The organism is Halorussus marinus, from assembly GCF_004765795.1.
In the GTDB taxonomy this organism is placed as follows: Archaea; Halobacteriota; Halobacteria; order Halobacteriales; family Haladaptataceae; genus Halorussus; species Halorussus marinus.
The window spans coordinates 1-23917 of sequence record NZ_SBIV01000001.1 but is presented as its reverse complement, the minus strand read 5'-3'; the positions used below and the strand labels follow the sequence as shown (position 1 = coordinate 23917).

The 23917-nt window shown below is 66.3% G+C and carries 26 protein-coding genes and 1 tRNA gene; 15 read left to right on the top strand and 12 right to left on the bottom strand.

The genetic code is table 11. The annotated features are described in order from the left end of the window. The first annotated feature begins 29 nt into the window (after window positions 1-29). Window positions 30-329, top strand: coding sequence for a DdfA family disk-determining factor (locus EPY72_RS00150; RefSeq protein WP_134672010.1), 300 nt, complete (start codon window positions 30-32; stop codon window positions 327-329). Between the two features lie 56 nt (window positions 330-385). After that, on the top strand, window positions 386-616 hold the full coding sequence (locus EPY72_RS00145; RefSeq protein WP_135805213.1) for a DUF7576 family protein: 231 nt from the start codon (window positions 386-388) through the stop codon (window positions 614-616). On the opposite strand, the gene EPY72_RS00140 is transcribed toward EPY72_RS00145, so the two are convergent. Next, window positions 601-2907, bottom strand: a complete 2307-nt coding sequence (locus EPY72_RS00140; RefSeq protein WP_135805212.1) for a DUF2298 domain-containing protein — start codon at window positions 2905-2907, stop codon at window positions 601-603. The two genes, EPY72_RS00145 and EPY72_RS00140, sit on opposite strands and share 16 nt — an antisense overlap. A 177-nt stretch (window positions 2908-3084) precedes the next feature. On the opposite strand from EPY72_RS00140, the gene EPY72_RS00135 reads away from it, so the two are divergent. From EPY72_RS00135 to EPY72_RS00095, 9 genes are all read left to right on the top strand, one after another. Then, window positions 3085-3159 (top strand) — tRNA-Met (locus EPY72_RS00135). A gap of 245 nt (window positions 3160-3404) precedes the next feature. Continuing rightward, window positions 3405-4100, top strand: a complete 696-nt coding sequence (locus tag EPY72_RS00130) for a DJ-1/PfpI family protein (RefSeq protein ID WP_134672007.1) — start codon at window positions 3405-3407, stop codon at window positions 4098-4100. A 172-nt stretch (window positions 4101-4272) separates the two neighbouring features. Further along, window positions 4273-7755: a type II/IV secretion system ATPase subunit gene (locus tag EPY72_RS19745; protein WP_244605493.1), complete on the top strand. Its 3483-nt coding sequence runs from the start codon at window positions 4273-4275 to the stop codon at window positions 7753-7755. Then, window positions 7752-9785 (top strand): type II secretion system F family protein, encoded by a 2034-nt coding sequence (locus tag EPY72_RS00120; protein ID WP_135805211.1) that lies wholly within the window; start codon window positions 7752-7754, stop codon window positions 9783-9785. The genes EPY72_RS19745 and EPY72_RS00120 overlap by 4 nt, the downstream gene beginning before the upstream one ends. A gap of 2 nt (window positions 9786-9787) precedes the next feature. Next, window positions 9788-10231, top strand: a complete 444-nt coding sequence (locus EPY72_RS00115) for a DUF7287 family protein (protein ID WP_135805210.1) — start codon at window positions 9788-9790, stop codon at window positions 10229-10231. After that, a complete protein-coding gene (locus tag EPY72_RS00110) occupies window positions 10225-10869 on the top strand; it encodes a DUF7288 family protein (RefSeq protein WP_135805209.1) in 645 nt (214 codons plus the stop codon). The genes EPY72_RS00115 and EPY72_RS00110 overlap by 7 nt, the downstream gene beginning before the upstream one ends. After that, a complete protein-coding gene (locus tag EPY72_RS00105) occupies window positions 10863-11783 on the top strand; it encodes a DUF7261 family protein (protein WP_135805208.1) in 921 nt (306 codons plus the stop codon). Before EPY72_RS00110 ends, EPY72_RS00105 begins: the two co-directional genes overlap by 7 nt. Continuing rightward, window positions 11780-12241 carry a DUF7266 family protein gene (locus EPY72_RS00100; RefSeq protein WP_134672002.1) on the top strand — a complete coding sequence of 154 codons (462 nt, stop codon included), beginning with the start codon at window positions 11780-11782 and terminating at the stop codon, window positions 12239-12241. Before EPY72_RS00105 ends, EPY72_RS00100 begins: the two co-directional genes overlap by 4 nt. Continuing rightward, on the top strand, window positions 12238-12972 hold the full coding sequence (locus EPY72_RS00095; RefSeq protein ID WP_135805207.1) for a DUF7289 family protein: 735 nt from the start codon (window positions 12238-12240) through the stop codon (window positions 12970-12972). Before EPY72_RS00100 ends, EPY72_RS00095 begins: the two co-directional genes overlap by 4 nt. Here EPY72_RS00095 and EPY72_RS00090 read toward each other — a convergent pair. Continuing rightward, complete coding sequence (locus EPY72_RS00090) at window positions 12969-14471, bottom strand: DUF7289 family protein (RefSeq protein ID WP_135805206.1); 1503 nt, start codon at window positions 14469-14471, stop codon at window positions 12969-12971. The genes EPY72_RS00095 and EPY72_RS00090 overlap by 4 nt on opposite strands. 231 nt (window positions 14472-14702) lie before the next feature. On the opposite strand from EPY72_RS00090, the gene EPY72_RS00085 reads away from it, so the two are divergent. Continuing rightward, window positions 14703-15026 (top strand): HalOD1 output domain-containing protein, encoded by a 324-nt coding sequence (locus tag EPY72_RS00085; RefSeq protein WP_135805205.1) that lies wholly within the window; start codon window positions 14703-14705, stop codon window positions 15024-15026. 48 nt (window positions 15027-15074) lie between these two features. Then, window positions 15075-15266 carry a hypothetical protein gene (locus EPY72_RS00080; protein ID WP_134671998.1) on the top strand — a complete coding sequence of 64 codons (192 nt, stop codon included), beginning with the start codon at window positions 15075-15077 and terminating at the stop codon, window positions 15264-15266. Window positions 15267-15317: 51 nt separating this feature from the next. On the opposite strand, the gene EPY72_RS00075 is transcribed toward EPY72_RS00080, so the two are convergent. The 6 genes from EPY72_RS00075 to EPY72_RS00050 all read right to left on the bottom strand — a co-directional run bounded on the left by EPY72_RS00075 (window position 15318) and on the right by EPY72_RS00050 (window position 19197). Next, the gene (locus EPY72_RS00075) at window positions 15318-15656 is read right to left on the bottom strand and encodes a HalOD1 output domain-containing protein (protein WP_134671997.1); all 339 of its coding nucleotides are present in this window, start codon (window positions 15654-15656) and stop codon (window positions 15318-15320) included. 472 nt (window positions 15657-16128) lie between these two features. Beyond that, window positions 16129-17163, bottom strand: coding sequence for a tyrosine-type recombinase/integrase (locus tag EPY72_RS00070; protein WP_135805622.1), 1035 nt, complete (start codon window positions 17161-17163; stop codon window positions 16129-16131). Further along, on the bottom strand, window positions 17156-17737 hold the full coding sequence (locus EPY72_RS00065) for a J domain-containing protein (protein WP_135805204.1): 582 nt from the start codon (window positions 17735-17737) through the stop codon (window positions 17156-17158). The genes EPY72_RS00070 and EPY72_RS00065 overlap by 8 nt, the downstream gene beginning before the upstream one ends. Beyond that, a complete protein-coding gene (locus EPY72_RS00060) occupies window positions 17734-18030 on the bottom strand; it encodes a hypothetical protein (protein ID WP_135805203.1) in 297 nt (98 codons plus the stop codon). The genes EPY72_RS00065 and EPY72_RS00060 overlap by 4 nt, the downstream gene beginning before the upstream one ends. Further along, complete coding sequence (locus EPY72_RS00055) at window positions 18023-18226, bottom strand: DUF7835 family putative zinc beta-ribbon protein (RefSeq protein WP_135805202.1); 204 nt, start codon at window positions 18224-18226, stop codon at window positions 18023-18025. Before EPY72_RS00055 ends, EPY72_RS00060 begins: the two co-directional genes overlap by 8 nt. Further along, window positions 18223-19197, bottom strand: coding sequence for a hypothetical protein (locus EPY72_RS00050; RefSeq protein ID WP_168215979.1), 975 nt, complete (start codon window positions 19195-19197; stop codon window positions 18223-18225). The genes EPY72_RS00055 and EPY72_RS00050 overlap by 4 nt, the downstream gene beginning before the upstream one ends. 432 nt (window positions 19198-19629) lie before the next feature. Here EPY72_RS00050 and EPY72_RS00045 point away from each other — a divergent pair, with 432 nt between their 5' ends. Beyond that, on the top strand, window positions 19630-19893 hold the full coding sequence (locus tag EPY72_RS00045) for a MarR family transcriptional regulator (RefSeq protein ID WP_135805200.1): 264 nt from the start codon (window positions 19630-19632) through the stop codon (window positions 19891-19893). A 5-nt stretch (window positions 19894-19898) separates the two neighbouring features. Here EPY72_RS00045 and EPY72_RS00040 read toward each other — a convergent pair whose 3' ends face one another. Further along, window positions 19899-20162 carry a hypothetical protein gene (locus EPY72_RS00040; protein ID WP_135805199.1) on the bottom strand — a complete coding sequence of 88 codons (264 nt, stop codon included), beginning with the start codon at window positions 20160-20162 and terminating at the stop codon, window positions 19899-19901. A gap of 173 nt (window positions 20163-20335) precedes the next feature. After that, window positions 20336-21343: a Cdc6/Cdc18 family protein gene (locus EPY72_RS00035; RefSeq protein WP_135805198.1), complete on the bottom strand. Its 1008-nt coding sequence runs from the start codon at window positions 21341-21343 to the stop codon at window positions 20336-20338. A gap of 258 nt (window positions 21344-21601) precedes the next feature. On the opposite strand from EPY72_RS00035, the gene EPY72_RS00030 reads away from it, so the two are divergent. Beyond that, window positions 21602-21919: an Lrp/AsnC family transcriptional regulator gene (locus EPY72_RS00030; RefSeq protein WP_135805197.1), complete on the top strand. Its 318-nt coding sequence runs from the start codon at window positions 21602-21604 to the stop codon at window positions 21917-21919. A gap of 33 nt (window positions 21920-21952) precedes the next feature. On the opposite strand, the gene EPY72_RS00025 is transcribed toward EPY72_RS00030, so the two are convergent. Then, a complete protein-coding gene (locus EPY72_RS00025; protein WP_135805196.1) occupies window positions 21953-22246 on the bottom strand; it encodes a hypothetical protein in 294 nt (97 codons plus the stop codon). 226 nt (window positions 22247-22472) lie between these two features. Next, window positions 22473-23917, bottom strand: a 1445-nt coding sequence (locus EPY72_RS00020) for an ATP-binding protein (protein ID WP_168215978.1), incomplete at its 5' end; no start/stop codon positions are given.

The window sequence follows — 23917 nt, the reverse complement described above, 5'->3', positions numbered from 1 at the left end:
TACGTACGGTACCTCCGATGGGACAGAGAATGAGCCAGACAGCAACTCCGACCACGTTCGAAGCCGCGACCAGCGAGCGAGTCATCGAGGCCGTCGCCGACGCCACCGACAGCGATCCGACCGACGTCGGCCCGCTCTACCACGTCGTCGATCCCGACGCGCTCGACCGACTGTTCGCGCCGACCAACCGGGGCGCCGTCAGGGCCGGCCACGTCACGTTCACCTTCGGCGGCTGTGACGTCGTCGTCCGGGGCGACGGCGAAATCGAGGTCGAGCGCCTCGACTCGGCGACCGACGGCGGCGTCGATACCGACCGCGACCGGACGTAGGTCCGACCTCGAACAGTGAGACGGAAACGACGTCGAGCGACGGCGAGCCGATAGCGATGACCGACCGGTTCGATCACACGTCGAGGGAGTCTCGCGAACGCGGGAACGACAGCGCATCGATCGGGTGTCACTGCTGTGGCGACCCGATAGACACCGACGACTGGCATCCGGTCGCGACCCGACGCGACGAGGACGGCCGGATACAGATACACGACTTCTGCTGTGAGGACTGCCGGAGCGCGTGGGTCCGCGAGCGCGACCGGAACTCCGACTACACCGCCGACTGATTCACCTCGTAGACGACCACCCCGTCGTTCCGGAACGCCGGTTCGATGCCGGGATACCGCCCGAAGTCGAGGTTCTCGTCGGCGTAGGCCTCGCGTTCGAGCGGGCCGACGTAGACGTACTCGACATCGTAGCGCTTCAGCAGTTCGGCGCGGTCGCTCCACTGGCCCCGATAGATGAGATCGACGTCCTCGGCCCGGCGTTCGGCGACGGTCGACCCGCGGTAGACGCCCTCCTGGTACACCCAGCCGACGACCGCGGGCAGACCGGTCAGCGACGGGACCGGGCTCGACCACGAGTAGGGGCTCCGACCCGGCGCGGTGACGACGTGGGGCTGGCCCGACTTGCGGTCGAGCCACCGGATCGCCTCGCCCTCGTCGGCGTGGCGGTCGTCGAGATAGGCGAGGCCGTCGAGGGTCGCCCCGTCGGCGCCGGTCGACTCGAAGTGGTTCTCCAGCGCGAGCCCGCCGTACATGCCGGTCGAGAGCACGAGCGCGACGGCGACGCCGGTCGCGACGTCGCCCCGCGAGACGTCGAAGCCCGGCACCGACCACTCAAAGTCGGCTCGCTGGCTCATCAGAGTCGCCAGCGCGGCCCCGGCGGCCGGGCCCCAGAGCACCCACACCTGCATGTACACCTTGAACACGGTGTTGAACCGACCGGAGATTGCGCTGTCTTCGACGTAGACGAACTCCACGAGCGTGACCAGCCCCGCGCCCGCGATTACCAACACGGTCTCGTAGCCGACGTCGCCGTCGGCCCGGAGGACGAGCCACCCCGCGACCACCAGCGGGACCACGAGGACGACGACCGGGTACCCGAGCCACCACCCGACCGCGACCAGCGCGGCCGCGAGGACGCCGAACCGGCCGGGGTCGACCGACAGCGACTCGCGGGCCCGCGGCCAGAGGAACAGCGCGAACGCGAGCAAAAAGGCGCCGTGGACGAGCAGGAGGCCGGTCGCGGTGGTCGGGGTCGGCAGGACGCCGAGGCTCCGGTTGCTCGCCGACTGGAGCAACACGCCCACGACGAACGGCGAGAGCCAGACGACCGCGAGCGCGCCGACCGCGGCCGCCCCGACGAACGCCGCGCCGATCCGGCGGGCTTCGGCGGCGACAGCGGCCCCGGGCGAGGCCGTCCCGCCGTCCGGAACCGAGGCGCTCCGGGCCCCGGTCGCGACGCCCGGCAGGAGGGTGAGGGGATCGGCGGGACCGAACGCGAACGCGAGCCACGCCACCCCGAGCCCGGTCGGGAGGCTCCAGACGTTGACGAGCGTGAGGAGAGCGACCACCGGCGGGAGCGCGACGAGCGCGAGGACCCGACGCCGTCGGCGGTTCCCGGGGTCGGTCCGGTAGTAGGCGAACCCCAGCGCGGCGATCACCAACAGGAACTGGGTGCTGAGCATGTGGCCGTGCAGGTCGCCGTTGAGGAACGCGAACAGCGGGAACTCGTTGATCGTGCCGGGGATCACGCGGCTCGGCGCCCAGTAGCCAAACTCCGAGAGTCCCGAGGCGACGAGGTCGCTCGCCGAGCTCCCGTCGATCGCTCCCGAGAGGCGGTCGGCGATCCCCGACGCGATCGGGTCCGGAACCAGCCAGACCAGCCCGGTCACGGGAACGACGAGGTTGCTCGCCACCCCCACGAAGAAGGCCCCGAGAGCGCCCGCGGTCGTCCGCGAGGCGCCGCGAGCATCGCCGAGCGCCGCGGCCAGCCCGTAGGCCGCGGTGACGAGCGAGGCGTAGAACCCCGAGAGCGCGAGGTTGTAGCCGTACTCGGGCGCGGTGCCGGTGAGGTGGGTGAGGACCGCCGCCATCAGGTGGCCGCCGTAGTAGTAGCGGACGTGGTCGCCGGCCCACCACATGTCGGCCGGCGGCAGGGCGTCGGCCCGGAGTAACGACCGGTAGATGCCGTAGTCGAGGAACTTCTCGCCGCCCCCGGGGACGATCGCGGGATCGACCGCACGGACCGCCACCAGCAACAGGAAAGCGACGGTGAAGACGAGCGCGGCCTCGGCGTACCCGCGGGGGCGGATCACCCGCGAGTCCGTCTCGCGCCGGAGGACGACCAGCGACAGCCCCGCGAGCACCGCCACCCCGAGGAAGGCGGTCCACCGACCGAACCCGACGTGTCCGACCAGAAAGACCGCGGTGGTCGTGACCGCCAGCCCGACCGGGACCGCGAAGCTCGCGCCCCGGTCGGGAAACCGGACGAACAGCCGGGCGGCGATCGGCAGCGCGGCGAACGCCAGCGCCTGAAACGCGGCGAGCCACAGCACGACGAGCGCGTACTCCATCGACAATAGGCGGGCCGCGAACCGATAAACCTCTTGGGGTTTCTGGGAGTCTCGACGGACGTAGCGGCCCCGAGACCCCGGGACCGTCGGGGTCGAGCCGGGGTGGTTCACCGCCACAAACCCACACAGGGCGACCGAATCACAATCCTTATCCGTCAAACGGGGTTACGAGATAGTAGCGGGATGGGATAGCCAGGAGATTCCGGCGGGCTCATAACCCGCAGATCGGTAGTTCAAATCTACCTCCCGCTATACTTTTGCCGAACTCAGTTCCGCGAGACGCTTCGTCGCCGAGCGTCCCCGTCGAGTTCGGCACTCTCGCGCGAAGTAGATTCGAACGAGAGTGGAGCGTCCCGGAGCGGCCGTCGTTCGAATCTACCTCCCGCTGTTTTGTGCGACCTACTCGACGCGGGGCTCCACGACGGCGACATCTTCCGGAAGCGGCAAGCCGGTGAGAGGCCACGCCGCTTATTGAACTACGGGGCCTACCACTGGTGATGACATCAGCACTGTTCGTCGTCAGCGAGGAGGGCTACTGGGCAGAGGAATGTGTCGATCCGCTGGAGGCGCTTTCGGACGCCGGCGTCGACGTCGACGTGGCGACCCCGAGCGGGGACGTGCCGGTCGTCGACGAACGGTCGATCGACCCCGAGAACGTCGGCGAGGAGACCGCCGAACGGGTGAGGAAGGCCCACGAGAACGACGAGCGACTCCAGAATCCGATGGCGGTCGCGGACGCCGACGCCGACGCGTACGACGCCCTCGTGATTCCGGGCGGCCACGGCACCGCGTGGGACGTCAACCAGGACAAGCACGCCCGCGCGCTCCTCCGGGAGGTCGTCGAGCGCGAGGACGGCGGGAAGGCGCTGGTCGTCTGTCACGCGGTCGGAATCCTCGGATTCGCGCGGCGTAGCGACGGCGGCTTCCTCGTCGAGGACCGCGAGGTGACCGGGTTCCCCAACGAGTGGGAACAAGACATCGTCGACGAGAAAGACCGCATGCCCGACGGGCGCAAGCTCCCCTACTGGACCGAGGACGAAGTGATCGCGGCGGGCGGCGACTGGGACGCCGAGCTCGATTCGGACACCAGCGTCACCGTCGATGGCGACCTCCTCACCGCGCGTGGCCCCGAGTCGTCTCACGCCGGCGCGGACGCGCTGCTCGAAGCGCTCGGCGCTACCCAGACCGCCTGATCGGTCGCGGGTCGTCGGCGTCGGACGCGGAGTCGGCGCTTCTATCGTGTCAGTTTAGAAATCTTTGGCCGAAACATTCATTACCTTCTCATTTACGATGTAACGTACGTTATGAAGAAACGTATTTTATATCTTCTGTCGTTTCTTCGGCGATCCCGCGAGGGGATGAGCGATGAGTGAGGAAGACGCCCCGGTCGAGGGAGGCGACGACGAGCGCGACGGGGGCGAGGCGACCGGAGGGTCTTCGGGGGTGGACGAACTCGACGTCCCGGACGAGACGCTCGCGTCGGACCGCGTGACGGTCGGCGAGTACGACTGGGAGGCGTTCAAAGACGAGTACTTCTACGAGGACGGGGACCCGCCGACGAACTGGCGGGGGAAGGCCCGGCAGTTCGACCGCGAGGCGTACCTCGGTCACACGCCCGAGGAGACGCCCGCGCGGGTCGAGACCGCGGCCGAGCGCGCGGCACGACTGAGCGCGTCCTTCGAGGCGTTTCTCGACCCCGAGCAGACGCCGGTCGCGCTCGGCGAGTACCGCTGGGAGCACTTCAAGTACGAACACTACTACGAGGAGACCGGCGAGGCGCTCGCGCGCCCGCGAGACGAAGACGGCGAGGTCGTCGCGTTCGATCCCAGCGAGTGGACCGGCCACGACGACGTGGGCGCGAGCGTCTTCGAGGCCGGCGTCGCCGTCACCGACCTGAGCGCGGACTTCGAGTCGTGGCTCGACCCCGCGACCACGCCCGTACGGAAGGGCGAGTACTACTGGGAGCACTTCAAGTACGAGTACTACTATCAGGACACAGACACCACCGCGCCCGAGCGCCCGCGCGACGAGGACGGCGAGATCGAGCGCTTCGACGAGGCGGAGTGGCTCGGCTTCCCCGAAGAGGACCTCGAAGCCCGACTCGCGCAGGGGGCGGCCGACGCCGAGCACATGCTGGCGGTCGAAGACGAGCGCACCCTCGACGTGCCCCCGGAACTCGACGAGGACGCGTTCTTCTCGACGGTCGAGGGCCACACGACGCTGGTCAACAGGTACGACCTCGAGAAGGCCGTCTCGCTCCCGAAGAAACAACACTTCCGGGAGGTCGATCGCTACTGGGTCAACAAACCCTACGCGTTCGTCGTGCTCTTTCACTCCACGAAGGAAAACGAGACCAAGTACTACCTCGTGGAGCCGTACCGAACGCCGATCGAGGCCGACCTGACCGAGTTCCTGACGGGAAAGCTCCGGGCCGCGATCAAGTACTCCAGCGACGACGTGGTGGTCGACGCCGAAGCCGAGGATCGGGCGGCGGTCATCGAGCGCGAGACCCTCGACCTGCTGGCGCGTTACGACCTCTACGCCGAGAACGACGGCGAGCGCGCCGAACAGCTCCGGGAACTGCTCGACCGCTACGACGAGACCAGAGACGTCGTTTCGGAGTATCTCGCGCGCGCTCGGGAGGGCGCCGACGCGGCGATCGAACCCCTCCGGGAAGCGCTCGCGGAGGGGCGGTCTTACCCGAGTGAAGCGGGCGCCGCCGACTCGGAAGCGGACGCCGGCGACCGGGACGACGACAAGAGCGACGAGCGCGAGGACGACGACGAACCGAGCCCCGACGGGGACGCCGAGAAGGCGGTCGCGGACGGCGGCGCGGTGGGCGAGGACACGACCGCGACCGACTCGCCCGGCGGCCCGGAGTCGCCGGCCGATCCCGAACTCGCGGGCGAGGACGACCCGCCGGGCGAGACCCACCCAGATTCCGATTCGGACGACGAGCCGCTGGTCCGACTCGACGAGCACCTCGATCTGGAGTTCGACGCCTCGGGGAGCCTCCGCGAGCAGGTCCGGGCCGCGATCGAGGCCGAGATCGAGGCGCTCGAACCCGACGAGTCGGGCGGTCTCGACGGCATCGCGGCCCGCCCCGAGCCCGCCCTGCTCGAAGAGGACGACGACAGCCTCTCTGAGTACCAGACCGAGAAGCTCCTGTACTTTCTCGAACGGGACTTCATCGGCTACGAGCGCATCGACGGCATCAAACACGACATCAACGTCGAAGACATCTCCTGCGACGGCTACAACGCCCCGATCTTCGTCTACCACACCGACTACGAGCAGATCATCACCAACGTCCACCACGGCGAGTCCGAACTCGACGACTTCGTGGTGAAGCTCGCCCAGCGCTCGGGCAAGGGCATCAGCAAGCGCCAGCCCCAGGTCGACGCCACCCTGCCCGACGGCTCGCGCGCCCAGCTCACGCTCGGCCGGGAGGTCAGCGACCACGGCACCAACTACACCATTCGACAGTTCAAGGACGTGCCGTTCACCCCGATCGATCTGGTGAACTGGAACACGTTCTCGCTGGAGGAGATGGCGTTCATGTGGCTCGCCATCGAGAACCACAAGTCGCTGATCTTCGCGGGCGGGACCGCCTCGGGCAAGACCACCAGCCTGAACGCCGTCTCACTTTTCATCCCGAGCAACACCAAGATCGTCTCCATCGAGGACACCCGGGAGGTCGAACTCCCCCAGCGCAACTGGATCGCGAGCGTGACCCGACCCTCGTTCTCGGACGACGACAAGGGCGACGTCGACGAGTTCGACCTGCTGGAGGCGGCGCTCCGCCAGCGCCCCGACTACATCGTGATGGGCGAGATCCGCGGCGAGGAGGGCCGGACGCTCTTTCAGGTCATGTCGACGGGCCACACCACCTACACCACCTTCCACGCCGACACGGTCGGCGAGGTGCTCAAGCGGTTCACGACCGAGCCCATCAACGTCTCGAAGACCCTGTTCACCGCGCTCGATCTGGTGTCGATCCAGACCCAGACCCGGGTCCAGGGGAGCAAGGTGCGTCGGAACAAGTCGCTCACCGAGATCAACGAGTACAGCGCCGAGAACGACGAGATAAACGTTCAGGACATCTTCCAGTGGCGCGCCGAGGACGACGAGTTCATGCGGCTGTCGGGGTCGTCGACGATGGAAGATATCATGTTCGACCGGGGGTGGTCCCGCGAGCGACTGGAAGACGAGATTCTCAAGCGCCGGGTCATCCTCGCATACCTCATCACCAACGGGCTCAACGAGTACACGCAGGTCGCGGCCACCGCCCAGGCGTTCATCAACGACCCCGACACCATCCTCACGCTGATCGCCAACGGCGAACTCGAAGCGAGTCTGGCGGACCTCCGGGAGATGGAGAGCGTCCACATCGACATCGACCCAAAAAAAGAGGAGATGGTGCCCCGGCCCGACCCCGACGAGGAGACTTACGAGCTCGCACAGGGTATCCTCGCGGAAGCCGACGAGCGCATCCTCGACGACTACCGCGGCGCCGACGCCGACGTCGAGGGACTCGCGGTCGCGCTCGCCGAGAGCGCCGAACCCGCCGATACCCCGGCCGAGTCGTATCCGGACGCGGCGGGCGACCGCCCCGATACCGGTCCGCCGGAGGGCGAACGAGTCCGCGACACCGAGTCGGTCGGTCCCGAAGACAGCGTCCGGGAGACCCACGAGGGCGGCGAACTGGGGAGCTTCCCCGAGGCCTACGACGAAGCCGACGACGACTCGTTCGGCGGCTTCGAGGCCGCCTTCGACGGGGAGGACGAAGAGGCCGAGCGCGAGGCGAGTGACGACGACACCGACGGCGACCGGGAGGACCGAGAATGAGCCACGGCACCGCGACCGGGACCCGCCGGTCGGGCGACGCGCTGGCCGACGCCTTCTACCCGGTGTTCGACTACCTGTTCGACGCCGAGGGCGACTTCGTGGCCGACGTCGAGCGAAAGCTCGCGGAGGCCCGGATGGCCGACACCGTCGAACTGTACCTCTCGCGGGGGCTCGCGATCGGCGCGATCCTCGGGGGCGTCCTCTGGGTGCTCGGCACGCTGGTCGGCTACGCGCTGTTCGCCACGGGCGTCGTCGGCGTCGACGTCCTCATCGGCGTGCCGGTGCCGAACGACGCGGCGCTCGCGCTCGTCGAGACTCTGAAGGTGCCGGCGCTGGTCGCGGGAAGCGGGCTGGTCTTCGGCGCGATCGGGATGGGAGCCGGGTTCGGGACGATCGCCGCGATCCCCTACTACCGGGCCGGCGAGCGCGAGCGCGAGATCAACATGCTGCTGCCCGACGCGGTCTCGTTCATGTACGCGCTGTCGGTCGGCGGACTGAATCAACTCGAAATACTGGAGGCGATGGCCAAAGCCGACGACACCTACGGCGAGGTCGCCCGGGAGTTCCAGTCGATCGTCCAGGAGACCGAGTACTTCGACACCGACTACCGGACCGCCATCCGCAAGCGCTCGCTGGAGACTCCGAGCGACGAGTTCGGGCAGTTTCTGACCGACATGCTCTCGATCGTCAACTCCGGCGGCGACATGAGCGCGTTCCTGGACGACAAGAAGGACAAGCACATGCGGACCGCCAAGCAGGAACAGGAGATGACCCTCGAGACCCTCGAACTGTTCGGGGAGATGTACATGACCCTCTCGCTGTTCCCGCTGTTGCTCATCATCATCCTCGTGATCATGTCGATGCTCGGGCAGGCCCAGGAGCGACTGCTGTACGCGACCGTCTACGGGCTGATCCCGCTGACCGGCGTCGGCTTCCTCGTGTTGGTCTCGACGGTCAAGCAGGACGACCCCGGCGACGGCTACCTCGACCCCGAGGCGGGCGGCGACCGACTCGCGGCCCGGACCGGCGCCGGCCTGCTCCACCTCGGGCTGATCGAGCGCTACGTCGGGGAGTTTTCGGTGTTCGACCGCATCAAGAGCCGGGAGGGAACCCACGAGACGGTGTCGCTGCTCAAGCGACCCCACGTCTTCTTTCGGGACCGACCGCTTTTCACGCTGGGGCTCACGGTGCCGGCCGCGCTGGTGCTCGTGGGCAACGCGGTCTGGTCGGGGGCGGCGCCCCGGACCGTCGACGGGATGATAGAGAACCCGGTGTGGGGGACGTTCGTCTACGTGTACGTCCCGATATACGTGATTTTCCTCCCGCTTGCGGTGTTCCACTCGTGGAACCTCCGGTCGCGACGCGCGATCGTCACGAAGCTCTCGGACAGCCTCCGGAAGCTATCGAGCGCGAACGACACCGGGCTGACCCTGCTCGAATCGATCCGGACGGTCGCCGACACCTCCTCGGGGAAGCTCGCCGAGGAGTTCGACGTGCTCCACGCCAAAGTCGAGTACGGCATGGGGCTCAGGCCCGCGCTCATCGAGTTCAACAACCGGTATCACGTCCCGCGGCTCGCCCGGACGGTCAAGCTCGTCTCGAAGTCCCAAGAGGCCTCGAGCCAGATCTCGGCGGTGCTGTCGACCGCGGCCCAGGCCAGCGAGAACCAAGACGACATCGACCGCGAGCGCCGGTCGCGCGCCCGGATGCAGGTCGTCATCATCGTGATGACCTACCTCACCCTGCTCGCGGTGATGGCGATCCTGAAAGTGAAGTTCCTCGACGTGATGACCGGTCTTTCCGGGCAGGCCGCCACGAGCGGCGGGGAAGCCGTCGGATCGGGCGGGATGGACTTCGGTGGGGGCGTCGACAGCACCCTGCTGTCGATGCTGTTTTTCCACGCCGTCACCCTTCAGGCGATCCTCTCGGGGTTCATCGCGGGGTACATCCGCGACGCCTCGCTCTTGTCGGGCGTGAAGTTCGCGGTCGCGCTCCCGACGGTCGCGCTCGTCGTCTTCAGCTTCATCTGACCATGAGAGGACAGACAACCATCGACTTCGCGCTCGGAGTCAGCGTCTTCGTGCTCACGGTCGCGTTCGCGTTCGGGCTGATCCCGTCGCTTTTCGCCCCGTTCAACGCGCCCATCGACGACGGGCTGACGACGCGGGCCGACCGGACCGCGGCGACCGCGCTGGCGGACCTCTCGACCGGGGGCAACGCGCTTGACCCCGATCGGGCCGCGAACCGATTCGACGCGACCAACGGGACCGAGACCGCGCTCCGGTCGTCGTACGGGCTGTCGGCGACGACCCGGATCAACGTCACCGTCACCGATCCCGAGACGGAGTCGGTGGCGACCGTCGACGGGGAGTCGCTCCGGGGCGGTGGCGCGCTCGGCGACCGGCCCGCCGCCGCCTCGTCCAGAATCGTCACGATACGCGACGAGACCTACCGATTCACGGTGTACCTATGGTAGGCGACGATCGCGGGCAGGCGTTCGCGCTCGAGGGGATCGTCGCAAGCATCGTGGTGCTGACCGCGGTGCTGTTCGCGCTACAGGCGGTCGTCCTCACGCCGACGACCGCGGGCACGGTCGACCAGGACGTGAAGGCCCAGCTCCGCGTAGAGGCCGAGGACGCGCTCGCGGTCGCGGCCGAGAAGCGCCAGCTCCGCCCGCTCGCTCGGTACTGGAACAACTCCTCCAGAACCTTCGCCTACGCCTACAGTCGGGACCGCGGGTACGGCTCGGACCCGCCCTGCACCCGCGGCCCGCCGGGGCGAGCCGAGGTGTGTGACGGTCTCGGCGAACTGCCGAACGAGACGTTCGCCTCGGAGGGGTACGTCTACAACCTCTACGTCGACTACCGGAACGCCTCGGCGCCCCGCCGGACCGAGACCGAGCGCGTCGTCTACCGGGGCGTCCCGTCGGACAACGCGGTGATCGCGACCCACACCGTCGTCCTCTACGACGACATGGGACTCACCGCCCCGGAGGACGCCGACGGGCGGACGCTCGCGGAGCTCGACGCCGACGACGAGCGCCACTTCTACGCGGCCGACGCCGACCCCGGTCCCGTGTTCAACGTCGTGGAGGTGCGACTCGTCGTATGGTGAGCGACGACCGCGGACAGCTCCTTTTGATCGGTGCGGTCGTGCTGGCGATCGCCGTCGTCGGGCTGGTCGTCGTCCTCAATACGGTGCTGTACACGCAGAACGTCACGAACCGCGAGGCGCTCGACGCGACCGCCGACGCCGCGGCGCTCGAAGCCTCCGTCGTCGCCGAGATCCCCGGGCTCGTCGGGCGGGCCAACCGGAACGCCACCTATGCGAGCGCCGGCGCGGTCAGGGACGCGATCAACGAGACCGTCGCTCGGTACGGCGCGCTGGTCGGCACGTCGGTCACCCGCCGACGGCCGGCGTCGATCGGCACGCGGGTCGCCGGACGCGAGTCGGTCGGACTCGTCGTCGGTCACGACGACGACGGCAGGCCGTTCACCGACCGGGACGGCGACGCCGAGTGGACCGTCGCCGACCCGGCGACCGTCCAGCGCTATCGGATGCGCGTCGACGCCGGGTCGCTGGCGACGAGCGACGAGGAGGCGTTCCGGGTCCGGGTCGCGTCGGGCGGCGACGAGTGGACGATGCGGATTCACGCCGACGGGAGCGACGTGGCCCTCGACCGAGTCGCGCCCGACGGCTCGGTGTCGACCTGCACGGTGTCGCCCGCCGACGGCGCCGTCGACGTCGACTTCGTCAACGGAACCGCCGCCGAGGGCTGTGAGTTCGAGTTCGGCGCGGGCGTGAGCGAGCCATACGAACTCGGCTACGCGAACGCGACCAACGCGACCGGCCGGTACCGACTCGTCCTCGACGGGACCGACGCCTCGCTGGGCGCGGTCGAGACGGCCGCACCGTGGGCGTCGCCGTACCGCAGTTACGCCGTCGACGCGCTCGCGGTGAACGTCACGTACGCGACCCCCGAACTGCGCTACAGAACCACGACCAACCTCACGATCGAGAACCCATGACCGACGAACGCGCCGTCACGACCACCGTCACGTACACCATGGCCATCGCCGTCACGACGGTGCTGGTGAGCGGGCTGGTCATCGCCGCCGGGAGCGCCGTCTCCGATCAGCGCGAGCGAGCGGTGCGAAACGAACTCGGCGTCGTCGGCGAACGACTCGCGGCGGAACTCGAAGGCGCCGACCGACTGGTGGCCGACCGCGAAGCGGAGCTTCGGCTCCGGACGACCCATCCCGCCCGACTCGCCGGCGCCCGATACACGGTCGCGCTAGTGGCGGGTCCATCGGGACCGTGCGACCGCTCGCCCTGTCTCGCGCTGAACGCGTCGAACCCCGAGACGAGCGTGACGATTACGCTCGCGAACGCGACCCCGGTCCGGTCGACCGCGGTGTCGGGCGGAGACGTCGTCGTGGCGTACGAGCCAGAGAACGGAACGCTCGCGCTGGAGGGGACGGCGTGAGCCGCGGCGTCAGCAACGTCGTCGGGTTCGTGCTCGTGTTCGCCGTGGTGGTGGTCTCGATCGGCGCCCTCTACGGGTCGGGGATCGGGTCGCTCGAAGGGGTTCGGGACGCCGAACAGGTCAACAACGCCGAGCGAGCCGTCGCGGCGCTCGCCCAGAACTTCGAGGCGGTCCACCGCGGTCGCGCGCCCGGTCGTGCGGGCGAGGTCCGACTCAACGGCGGCACGCTGAGCATCAACGAGACGACCGGGTTCCGGGTGACGGTCGCTCACGACGGCGACGTCGTCACCGAGGACGTCGGGGTCGGCGCGCTCGTCTACCGGTACGACGACACCGCGATCCGGTACGAGGCGGGCGCGGTGTTCCGGCAGGCCGACGGCGGGAGCGTACTCGTCAGACGGCCCGCGTTCGAGTGTTCGGACGACCGGGCGCTCGTCTCGACCGTCTCGGTCCGCCCGACCGCCGACACCGCGTCGGTGACGAGCGACGGGACGGTCGTGGTCGTCGGTCGGCGGGCCGAGGCGTCGACGGTGTTCCCGCGAACCGCGACGGCCCAGACCGACGACGAGGACACGGTCGTCCGGTTCGAGGTCGCCTCGTCGGCGAACCGCGACGCGTGGGACCGGTATCTCACCGACAACGGGTGGGTCCGGTCGGGCGACCGCTACGAGTGTACGACCGCCCGGGCGTTCGTTCGGCGGACCGTCCTCTCGGTGGCGATCCGCGTTTAGCTCTCGGAGTCGGCCGTGACCTCGACGTGGTTGGTCGAGACGTGGACCGCGAAGCTCTCGGGGTCCTCGACGCCGTTGTCCTCCTCGATGGTCAGCAACACGACCGCGTCGTTGTAGTCGGGGTCGTCGGCGTCGTCGGCGTTGTCGGGGTCTGCGTCCGCTTTCGACAGTTCGTAGAGGAAGACGACCTCGTTGGCCGACAGTTGGACGTGTCCCGTGTCGTTGATCCGGTCGCCGAGGACCTCGGTCAGGTTTCGCTGCTCGGGGCCCGCCTCGCCGAAGTCCGGCACCCGCTCGCCGTCCTGAAGCAACACGAGGTTGTCGGAGTTCGAGTCGGAGTCGATGGCGATGCGCTCGTCGGTGACCGCCCCACACCGGTACTGGTCGAGGTCGCCGTACCCCTCGACGTAGCGGTCCTGCCCGGTGTCCTCCCAGTACCACGACGAACACTCCCACGAGGTGGCTCCGACGGTGATCGTCGTCCCCGACGAGCGGTTCCGCAGGTCGTAGACGAACTGTTCGCCCGCCGTCGGGTCGTTGAGGTCGTCCTCGGCGGGGTCGGCCGCGAGTCCGTCGTCGGGGTCGCCGTCCGGCCAGGGAGTGAGTTCGGTCCCGTTCACCGTCACGTCGAAGGTCGTCGGCCCGTACAGGATCGAATCGCCGCTGATCCCCGACAGTTCGGTCCCCAGCACCTCGACGGTCGCCGAGAAGTCCGACGACGACTCGACGGTGTTGTTCTCGCCAGAGATCGACACCGAGGAGCCGACGCTGATCAGTTCGACCGACGCGGTGCCGTCGGCGGGGTCGGTCGAGACGTTGCCGCCGACGTACTCCCGGAAGTAGTCGCCCCACGCGCGGTAGTACTTGCTGTCGACGGTGACGACGACCTCGTCGGGCGGATTGCACGCCGGGTCGCCGAACGTCCGCCGAAGCTGTTCGCTCTGATCCCGGGACGCCTCGGCGTTCCTGTTGGCTCGGAGCGACTCGACCGGTCCCTCGACCGACCCGCTGACGTTGACCAACTGGAAGCTGAACGTCCCGTTTCGATACTGCATGTCCGGCGGCGAGAGCATCACGCTCCCGCCGTCGACCCGCTTCCAGACGCCGCCCGCCTGGTACGTGACGAGGTCGCCGTTCCGGTTCTGGTACTCTATCGAGCCGAACCCGATCTGGGCGGTGCAGGTGTCCGAGCCGTTGACGACCGTCACCGTCACGTTCCCGCTGTCGGTCACCCGAACGTCGCCCGCCTGTCCGCTGAAGTCGATCGTGTGGGCGTCGTTCGTGCTGAACGCGACCTGACTCAGCCGAGCGTCGGCCTCGCGCATGCTGTTTTCGGCCTGCTGGAGGGACGCCGACCCCTCCAGAGCGTCCATCGCGGTCCCGCCGACGAGAACGACCCCGACGGCGGTCAACAGCGTGAACCCGAACAGCAACGCGAGACCGACGATCTCCGACTGACCGCGCGGATCGCCTCCGGTCGCCGGTCCACGCCCGAACATACGGTGGGCGAAGAACTACACCAGTATAAATCACCTAGTAAATGGTAGGAGTTCTTTCGTTTCGGGGGGTCGCGCTCGGAAGCGAATCCGAACGCGACCCGGGAGCGACGGCCGGGTCCTCGGTCGCGTGGCGCGTTCGGTGTGGCGAGAGATTGAGATTCCGGCACCGATTATTTCCACCGGAAGGGCTATGTACGGTCCAGCCTGAGAACGCGTACCAACGAGATGAACATGCCGAACGAGAACATCGATCCGGTCCAGATCGAAGTGGCGGCCGCCGACGGCGACACGAGCTCGACCTACATGCTCGACCTGACCGACTACATGCTCTCGGGCGAGGTGTGCACGGGAATCGCGCTCGCGCTCGCAGAGGTCACCGACCAGCCCGCAGACCACATGACGCCGCTCGCGTCGGTCGTCGACTGCGACGCCCTCCAGTTGCTGTTTCAGCCCCGGCGGTACGGCGATCTACGCGACGACGTTTCGGTGTCGTTCCCCTACGACGTCTACACCGTCATCGTCCATTCGAGCGGCCGCGTGGTCGTCCAGACGTAGCGGAGCGCGGCGTGAGAACGATGTGTCTCGGGCTCGTAGCCGACGGCCATGACCGGATTTTCCCGACTCTCTTCTCGCGACCTCGCCGCGCTGGCGGTCGGCGCCGGACTGATCGGCGCGGCGTCGTGTCTCTCCCTCGGTCCGCCCGTTCGATACGCGGCGTGGCTCGGCGCCTTCGCCGTCTGGATGGCGTGGTTCGTGGCGGTCGCCCGCGAGTGGATCTCCCGGGCGGAGTTCTGAGGCCGGCGCCGCGAACCGGACCTCACGGATCGGGGTCACGCTCCCCTGAGCTCACGAGCCGAGATCACGCTCCCCGGAGTCGGCGTCGTCGGTTCGGATTACGACCCGCCCGTAGCCTTTGACCGTGACGCGGTGGCCGCGATAGTCGAACGACACCGTCGCGTTCCGCTCGGCGCCGCCGGGCGTGGGCCGAAACAGGTCATCGAGCGAGTCGGGGTCGACGCCGGCGGCCTCGTACATCGGAGTCAGTTCGGTCGGCGACGTCCGGGTGAGCGCGCCGAGCGCGATCGGGACCGCGATCGAGGGCGGCTGAGACGGGTAGCTGTACGTGGTCCGGAGGGTCCCCGAGTCGAGGTCGTAATCGAGGATCTCGCGGGTCGAATCGATCATACCCACCGCTTCGGTCCCCGTCCTTTTGAACGACCGAGTCCGTCCGTAGCGTTCCGCCGCGTCGGTACGGATTCGAATTTCGTACGCTCGCGTTTACGCCGCCGAGCGCATCAGACTCCCAACACCGCTTCGGGCACTCCCGACGGGGGTATTGGCCGCGAGTGGTAGCGGGTCGGTCAGGTAACGGCCCCTTGAGCCGTCCGACGTGCGACGGCGTCGCTCCCGGCGATGCGCCTCGAAGCTCCGCGAATCGCTATGCGTAGCCGGCCTGTCGCCGGACAGTCCGACGGGCGGAGCACGGAGTGACGAAATGAAGGGACACGACGGGTATCGCGCGAGCGTGATGTCGGCGAAAAAACGGAGCGAGTGCAACGAGGGGAGTGGACTCGCCGGGTAGTGAACTTCTCGGGGATAGCGCGGGTTCTGATTCCATGCCGAGTCTCGCTCGTCGTGGTGGGAGAATTGCTCGAAATCATGCGTCTTCGAGGAACTCGCGACGGAGCTCCATTTTCTCGCGTTCCGTTCGCTGATCGTAGTGCTGGTCGAGAACGTCACTGCTCACGTTGCATCGATCCGTGACGATCTCTTCGGGGGTGCCGTCGCGGAGATGCTTCGTGATCGCGCCGCGTCGGATACCGTGAGGTGACCGCGACGAAGGACACTGGCTCGCGCGGTCGCGGATCATGTACACACACTCCTCCGGGTCCTCGTCGTGCGGACAGTCCGCGACCATGCACGGCCGCGTCCACTGGTACACCGTCCGGCGGATCGGGGTCTCCGTAAGTCGGCCCTGACTGCTCGTGATCAGTGGCTCGCGGCCGTCCTCGTCGGTCACATCGTGGCGGTTATGCGCGATGTAATTCTGGAGTACCTCGGCGTAGTGCTCGCCGACCGCGATCGTCCGGTTCGCGGCCTGCCCGTTCTTCAACGGCGTTCCCGACTCCGGACGATGACGGAGTTCGAGGCAGGGGGAGTCCGGGTCGAAGTCGTCCACGTCGAACGCGCGCAGGCTTCCCAGACGGATGCCCGTGTGCCACAGCAGCGCGAGGATCACGTGGTCGCGGCTCGCGTAGTGGAATCGGTTAACGTGTTCGAGGATCGCTTCCGCGCGGTCCTCGGACACTCTCTCCTCCTTCGCTTCCTCCTCGGGGTCGAGCTCTGGGAGAAGAACGCGCTCGCGCATCCCCTGCTCGACCGCGTCAATCCCCGCGCAGAACTCCAAGAAGACGCGGAGCGTAGCGAGATTCGTCCGAAGCGTCGTCTTCGAAACGCCATCGTCGTCGTACCCGTCACCTTCTCCGTTCCGACGCCAGACACGGTACCGGTGGAGATCGCGGCCGGTCAACTCGTTCATGTTCTCGATGTGCTCCTCTTGGCAGAATGCGATGAACGCGTCCAGCCGGTAGCGCTGGTTCTCCACCGACTTCTCCGACAGTTCCGGCTCGCGGTGGTTCAGGTACAAGTTCACCGCCTGCGCCGGCGGGAGCGGTTCCAGGTCTTCACTCACCGAGCATCGCCTCCTCCGCGTCGACAACCTGCTTGAACCGCGATTCGTCCCCACCCGCATCCGGGTGGTGCTTCTTCTTCAGCTGGCGCGCCGCAGCCTCGACGACCGCCTCGTCAGCGTCCGGCGCGACGTCGAGGACCTCGTGGAGCGGTTCGCGAGCCACGACCGCGTCGGCCTCGGAATCGCCCGACGGCAGCCGAGCCGCCGCAAACTCGTCCTCACCGGTCTGAACTGTCCGCTGGTTCCGCATCCGCGTCTCGTGAACCCACAGATAGACCGTCCGAACGTTATCTCGCAGTCGCGGCGACTCGTCGCAGGCGACCGCGAACTCCTCGCCGTCCATGCGCCACCGCAGGACGAAGCCGGGATCGTCCGGGTTCGCATTGTGCAGCGGGAGCCCGTTCGACTTGGTGTGCTGGTTCCCGATCTCCGCTCGCCAGTCGTCGGGATCGAGGCGCTCCATCTCGGTCGCGAGGTCTTCCGTCGTCTGACCGAGCGTCGCCTGAAAGCTGTGGTTCCGCTCGCGCTCCACCGACGGCGTCCGATCGAATCCCGCAGGCCAGTCAAGCGTCACGCCGACTCACCTCCCGGCCCTTGGTCCTCGGGCTGGGTGTCGTAGAACCCGCCGCCAATCTGGCGCAGCATCTTCTCGTTGACCTGCGTGACTTGGAACACGTCGAGGCCGTCCTCGTGAGCCTTCTCACGGGCTTCCTGCTTGATCGTCCCGAGCGGTAGCCCACCGTCGAGCTCGATCTCGTACTCGCGGGATGCGAGCGGTCCCATCCGCCGGACCGTGATCGTCGCCGTCTCGCCTTCGATGATCTGATCGTCGCCGTCGCTGTCGTCCTGGTCGATAGATTCAGGCATTGTTCATCCTCCATGTCGTTTCGCACCCGCACTCCAGACACTCAGCCACCCGATACGGCTCGCGCGAGAATATCGAAGCGCCCTCCGCCCGCATCTCGATCGTCACCGAGTGCGGCATCTCGCCTTCGCAGTCGTCGCACGCCTCGACGCGGTCGACCGTCATCCGCGGGTCGCCCGTTGGCCGCGTCGAACTCACGTCGACTCACCACCGAGGACATCGAGGACGTCCCGGAGCATCTCCTCGTCCGCACGCTCCGCCCGAGCGACGATCTCCCGCTGAAGGTCGTGACGCGAATCCTCACGGCTCGGCCACGGCACGTTGTGAACCTCGGTCCAGAGCTCGTACATCGAATCCTCCTCGAGTCGGACCACCACGCGCTCGCCGTCCTCCGACGTGAACCGGAGCGCCCACTCGCCAGAATTAGCTCCGGCAGGACCGTAGGCGACCGTCCGCGCCGGGCCGACGCGAAGCCTCCGCGTGTCAAGACCGCCATCGGTTCGAGTCTCGTCAGATTCGGCCTCCGCACTGGACTCATCGCCAACTACTTCGAGGTCGAAGGAACTACCGCGGCGGTCGACATGTTCCTGAAGTTCTGTGTCGCACTCGGTGCACTCCCAGCCGACGATGTGGCCGTCGTGTTCGTCGGTGTGGGCAGTCCCGAGATACCGTGCATCAACGGCGTCCTCGCAATTGGGACAGTCAAGCCGCGTAAGTTGGTCGGCGGTCTCTTCCCCGCCGTCGGTCATTGCCCGCCGCCCGTCGCTCCCCCGCGCCGCCGACAGCGCGTTCTTGATCAGCACCACGTCGAGTTCGCCCGCGTCGAGCTGGTCGACCACCTCAGGCACCTTGATCGTCTCGTGGAGCGCGCAGAACCGGTCGGTCGCTCCACACCCCGTCGTGCAGCGGTCGCCGTCGTGCTCGATCGCCCGGCACCGCGCCGGAAACGTCTCCGACACCTCCCGGATCAACGTCTCCGGGTCGCTGTCAATGGTCACCGGTGAGCTTTCGAGTGCGTGCGTCGCGCACAGCGACCCGGTCGGACCGTGTCCCGCCGAGTTCCGGCACCGTCGCCCTGCCGCCTTCGAGATCCCACGGCACCGGCCGTTCGGGTAGTTCTTCGCCGCAGTCGGCTCGGAGTGACCGCGCGCCACACCGCCGTCGGTCATCACGCGCGGCCTGCTGTCGCCGAGCTCGCGCGCTGTCGTCTCGCCCGTCGAGCACCCGCACGGTTCGAAGCTGTGCGCGTCCGGCCCCTCCGAGTTGAGACCCGACACTGTGCGGCCACAGAAAGGACAGTTGAACTCCGATCCGTCGCCGTCTCGTTCGGGGCTTTCAAGACCCCGGAAGATATTGTCGTACATGGGTTCCGTACCACGGATACGGGACCTAACGCGGACCCGATGCCACCAACATCGGGGACCGCTTCGTTTTCGAGATGGACCCATCGGCGAGCGACGGGTCCGCGTGTCGGTTCCGTGATGATATGATTGTATTCTACGGGGTATTATAGTTTTCCCAAGTGGTTCTATAGTCGGATGGGAAATTATTATCGTATCCTCAACCCCGCATATAACACCCTTGCCCGATACTTCGATAGTATGCGCGTCTCTCCGCGATGGATGATTCTTCTTGACGATAGGATTCTGGAACTTATTTCTGAGGAAGGCCCACTGATTCCCTCGAAGATTGCTTCGGATGAACGAATCCCATACGGTTCTCAACATGTCGGAAACCGATGTCGTGTGCTCACAAACCACGGCCTTTTGGAGAACATCGGGAATGGAGTCTACGTCTTGACTGATAGAGGGAAAGCGTATCTCAAGGGGGAGCGGGTATTTACCGAGCTTGAGGTTGAGAGCTAAGCAAATCACGCGTCGAATCCCTCCAGCCCGATCTCGTCCAGAACGTAGGGCATCCAGTCGGGGATCGGGACGGTCGCGAGGTCGCCGCGCTCGTTGTAGGTCGCGAGCAGCTCGGCGTACCGATCGTCGTCGACGCCGAACACCCACTCTCGGTCAAGCGAGACGCTGACCCGCGCCGAGTAGCTCGACCGCGTGTTCTTTTTCTCGACGGTCGCCTTCCGATCGTTGGGGAGCCGAACAGTCGCCGTGTCTGTCGTTTGTACCGGCATACGCGAAGCGAGAAACCACTGTTATATAGCGCTGGGGCGGTCATTATCGGAAGTAAATCGAAAGCGACCTATTTACCGCTACACGGAGGGAAGAGCGCCTCTATCATCGTTGTCGGAAATTATCGGAAATTATCGGAAGTACAGCCCTCTGTCGATTATCGAATTATCGGAAATCAATGATCGATGAGCCGGTACCGTCGCCCACGGCCCTCGCCCTCTTTCTCGATTAGATCCTCGCGGCTCATCGACTGGAGATACTTCCGGCGCATCGACTTCCCTTTCGGCTCCGTCGCTCGGTGCTCGTACTTCGAGTGCAGGTCGCCACCGCTAATCTCGCCCGCGTCCGCGATGATCTCGTAGAGAATCCGCTGATGTGTTGAGAGCTTCTCGACGTACCGTGTAGCGATGTCCGCCTTCGCATCGTCGGCGATGCGGTTTACGACGCCGACGGTAATCCGGTCCTCGATGTCCGTGTCCTCGACGTACCGTGCGGACTGCCGGAGCAGCGCGATCGCGAGCCGAGCGTCGCCCGCGGCAATGTCGGCGATGTAGTTGATGGTCTTGTCGTTGATCGCGCCGAACTCCAGGCCCGCCTCGGCGCGGCCCCACAGGATGTCGGCGAGTTCGTCATTGTCGTAGGGATCGAGTTCGACTTTCTGGGCCGACCGGAGCCGAGAGTCCACACGGATGTCGAGGTCGCGGAAGAGTCGATCCTCGTCGACGCAAATCAGGACCATCGTGACGTTCGACAGCTCGTAGAGCGAGAGTAGCGTAGTCATATCGTCGACGACGTCGACCTCGTCGAGGATCGCGACGAACTGACCGTCGATCTCTTGGAGACGATCAAGGAACGTCGACGCCGAGGTACCCTCCTTTCGGAGATCCGCGCCTCGGTCGGTGTCTCGGAGCAACGAGTAGAGAATATCGGTTTTCGACGCGTTCGAGATGCAATTCGTGTACCCCCACTCGACATCGAGGGTTTCGCGCTTGAGATGATCGAGAACGTACTTCGCGATAGTGGTTTTGCCAGTCCCACTCTTTCCATGGATCAGGATGTCTTCACCAGGATCGTCGTTTGATACGGGCTTGAGGGCAGACGAGATCTCGTCGATTTTCCCTTCCCGATGATGCAGCTCTTGGGGGACGTGATCTTGGCGAAGTGCTCGGGCGTCCGTGATCATATACGGGCCGGTACTAACGACTTACTTATAAATCCCTGCGCAGATATTAACTTATCCTACGATTCAGGTGGAAGTCCAAACTCAGGATTCATCTAATAATTCCAGTGGTGCATGAACATCCTCTAAGATAAAATTCAAGTCAAAATACTGCTAGGTGGGTCGTATGCGGAAGGACATGTTTGAGGGTGGCCGAACCACCCGCATTGAAAGCGAGAGCTACCAGTCCCGTCAATCTTGCGTTCGTCGGAGGGCGGCACGATGATTGAACTGACCGACCTCCAGGAGGACATTCTCACGCTCGCGGTAGAGAACCCCGAGATGACCAACGAGGAGATCGCCGAGATACTCGACTGCTCGGAGGAGTGGGTCGGCGAAGTCCGCCGGAAGTACGAGCAGAAGGTCAGCGAAAGCAAGGTCAGCCAAGAACTACAGACTGTGGCAGGGACCGCGAAGAATCCTCCTCAACCCGGGAACAGCGTACTCGATACCGACGAAATCGACACATTTGACGTAGTCATGGTCCTGTTTCTCCTTCTGATCATTGGTAGGTGGGCGATGAACCAGGGCCTCATCTGATCCCGCGCATAATGCGCGTGGCCGAACGTTTTCTTACTCTTCGCCGACAGACCAAGTGGCGGGCTCGTACTCGATCGGGAGTTCGTCAGTCGCAAGGATTTCGGCGATTTCCTCTGCATTCAGGCTCCCACGTTCATCGGCGGTCGCCAGTAGTTCCTCAAACGCGCCTGCGCCAGAGGTAACCGCGTTCTGCCCGGTCAACCGGAGGTAGCCGAGGACGGCCCGCTCCAGTGCCTTTGCTTTGGTGTTCTCTCCGGTTGCATCCTCCAAGTCCTCCAAAAGGAGGTCTCGGTTTCCAGACAGTCGCCAGCGATATGAGTCGGCCATTTTTGAACACACCTCGTGATTCCAGGGGAATCTGGAACAACTGAAAGCTTCGCTATTTATAAAAGAAGTGGGTGATCCACCCTGGTCGGCGCGACAAAGAGGGTCTATGCAATTGGTCGCGGTCGAAAATTGAACACGTCCGTCGTCAAAGGTCAGAGAGATGTGTTCAATTTTCGGCAATGGATTCTATAGATGTGCAACCCCATGTGGTCGCGTCGAAACCGGGTCACACGCTGATCATGCGATCGTCCGCGACCTCGTCGAGCGTCTCGGCCGCGAGCATCTCCTCAACTAACGCCTGAACGTCCTCTCGATCGAGGTCGTCCTCAGCCTCGACTGTCCGCGCAACGACCTGCTCGCGCGGCGCGCCGTAGTCCGCGCCCTGAAGCGTGAGATCGTCGACGACCTCGGTGATGGTCGCGGTCGGCGTCGACCCCGCGAGGTCGAGCCCACCCTCGTCACCGTCCTCGTCGTCCGCAACGACCTCGACGCCCGGGTCGAGCCCAAACTCTGCGAACGACCGGCCCTTCAACCGCGTCGCCCGCTCGACATCCACCATCTCTATCTCGTCTGAGAGCCGCGCCTTCGCCGACGCCTCGGCCAGCCGCGCGATGTCCCCAACCGCGCGCGGGGTCACCGGATACTCCCGACCGTCCTCGTCCTCCTGGCGGACGATCCGCGTTTTCACCTCAACGTACCAGTCCCGGAGCGTCTGGCGTACCTCGTCGCTCCCGAACACCGGCCGTTTCTCCCGCGCCGCCGCCAAGTACGCCCGGAGTTCCTCGGTCGACAGCTCCGGCTCGACCGCGTCCGCCGACTCGGGGACGTTCTTGTCGAGCTCCCGGCGTTGCGCGGCGTCACGACCAGCGGTGATGTGGTCCGCGATCGCCTCGACCGCGTCCGGATCGGTCTTCTCCTCGGGACAGAAGATCAGGTCGAACCGGTCGAGCAGCGGCGACAGCACGTTCGTCTGCTCCGCGGGCGACCGCTCCGGATCGAAGTGCCCGCCCGACGGGTTGCCCGCCGCGAGGATCGCCGTCTCGGCCTCCAGTGTGGCCTTCTGCCCGGCCTTCTCGATGTTGATCACGCCCGACTCCATCGCCTCCAACAGCGCGTTCTGCTCCTGGTCGCCAGCGCTGTCGAGTTCGTCCAGGAACAGCGCCCCGCCAGAACACTTCGGGATCGCGCCCGCCGTCACCGTGAACTCCGCGTCCGAGAAATCGTCGCGAGTGATCGCCGCCGTCAACCCGGCCGCCGACGTCCCCTCGTTCCCGCTCGACTTCTGCGAACGCGGCGCCAGCCGCACCAGCGCCTCCCCGAAGTCGGTCTTGCCCGCGCCGGGATCACCCAGCAGGAACATGTGAATCTGCCCGCGGTAGTCCTTCCCGTCGGCGCCCGTCGGCGCGTTCGCCCCGACCAGCTGGCAGATCAGCGCCTCCTTGATGTGACGATCGCCGAGATGGCTCGGTGCGACCGACTCAACCAGCACGTCCACCGGGTCGTCGCGGCTCGCGACCGCGTCGATGACCTCACGGTACGGTTCAACGTCGAACTCCCCCGGATCGGTGTCCTCGACGAGGACATCCTCGGCGTCGAACGCCTTGTCGAACACCGTCGACCCGCCATCCTGGAGCGGGAGGTACTCCGCGATCAGCGAGACGCACCGCCCGC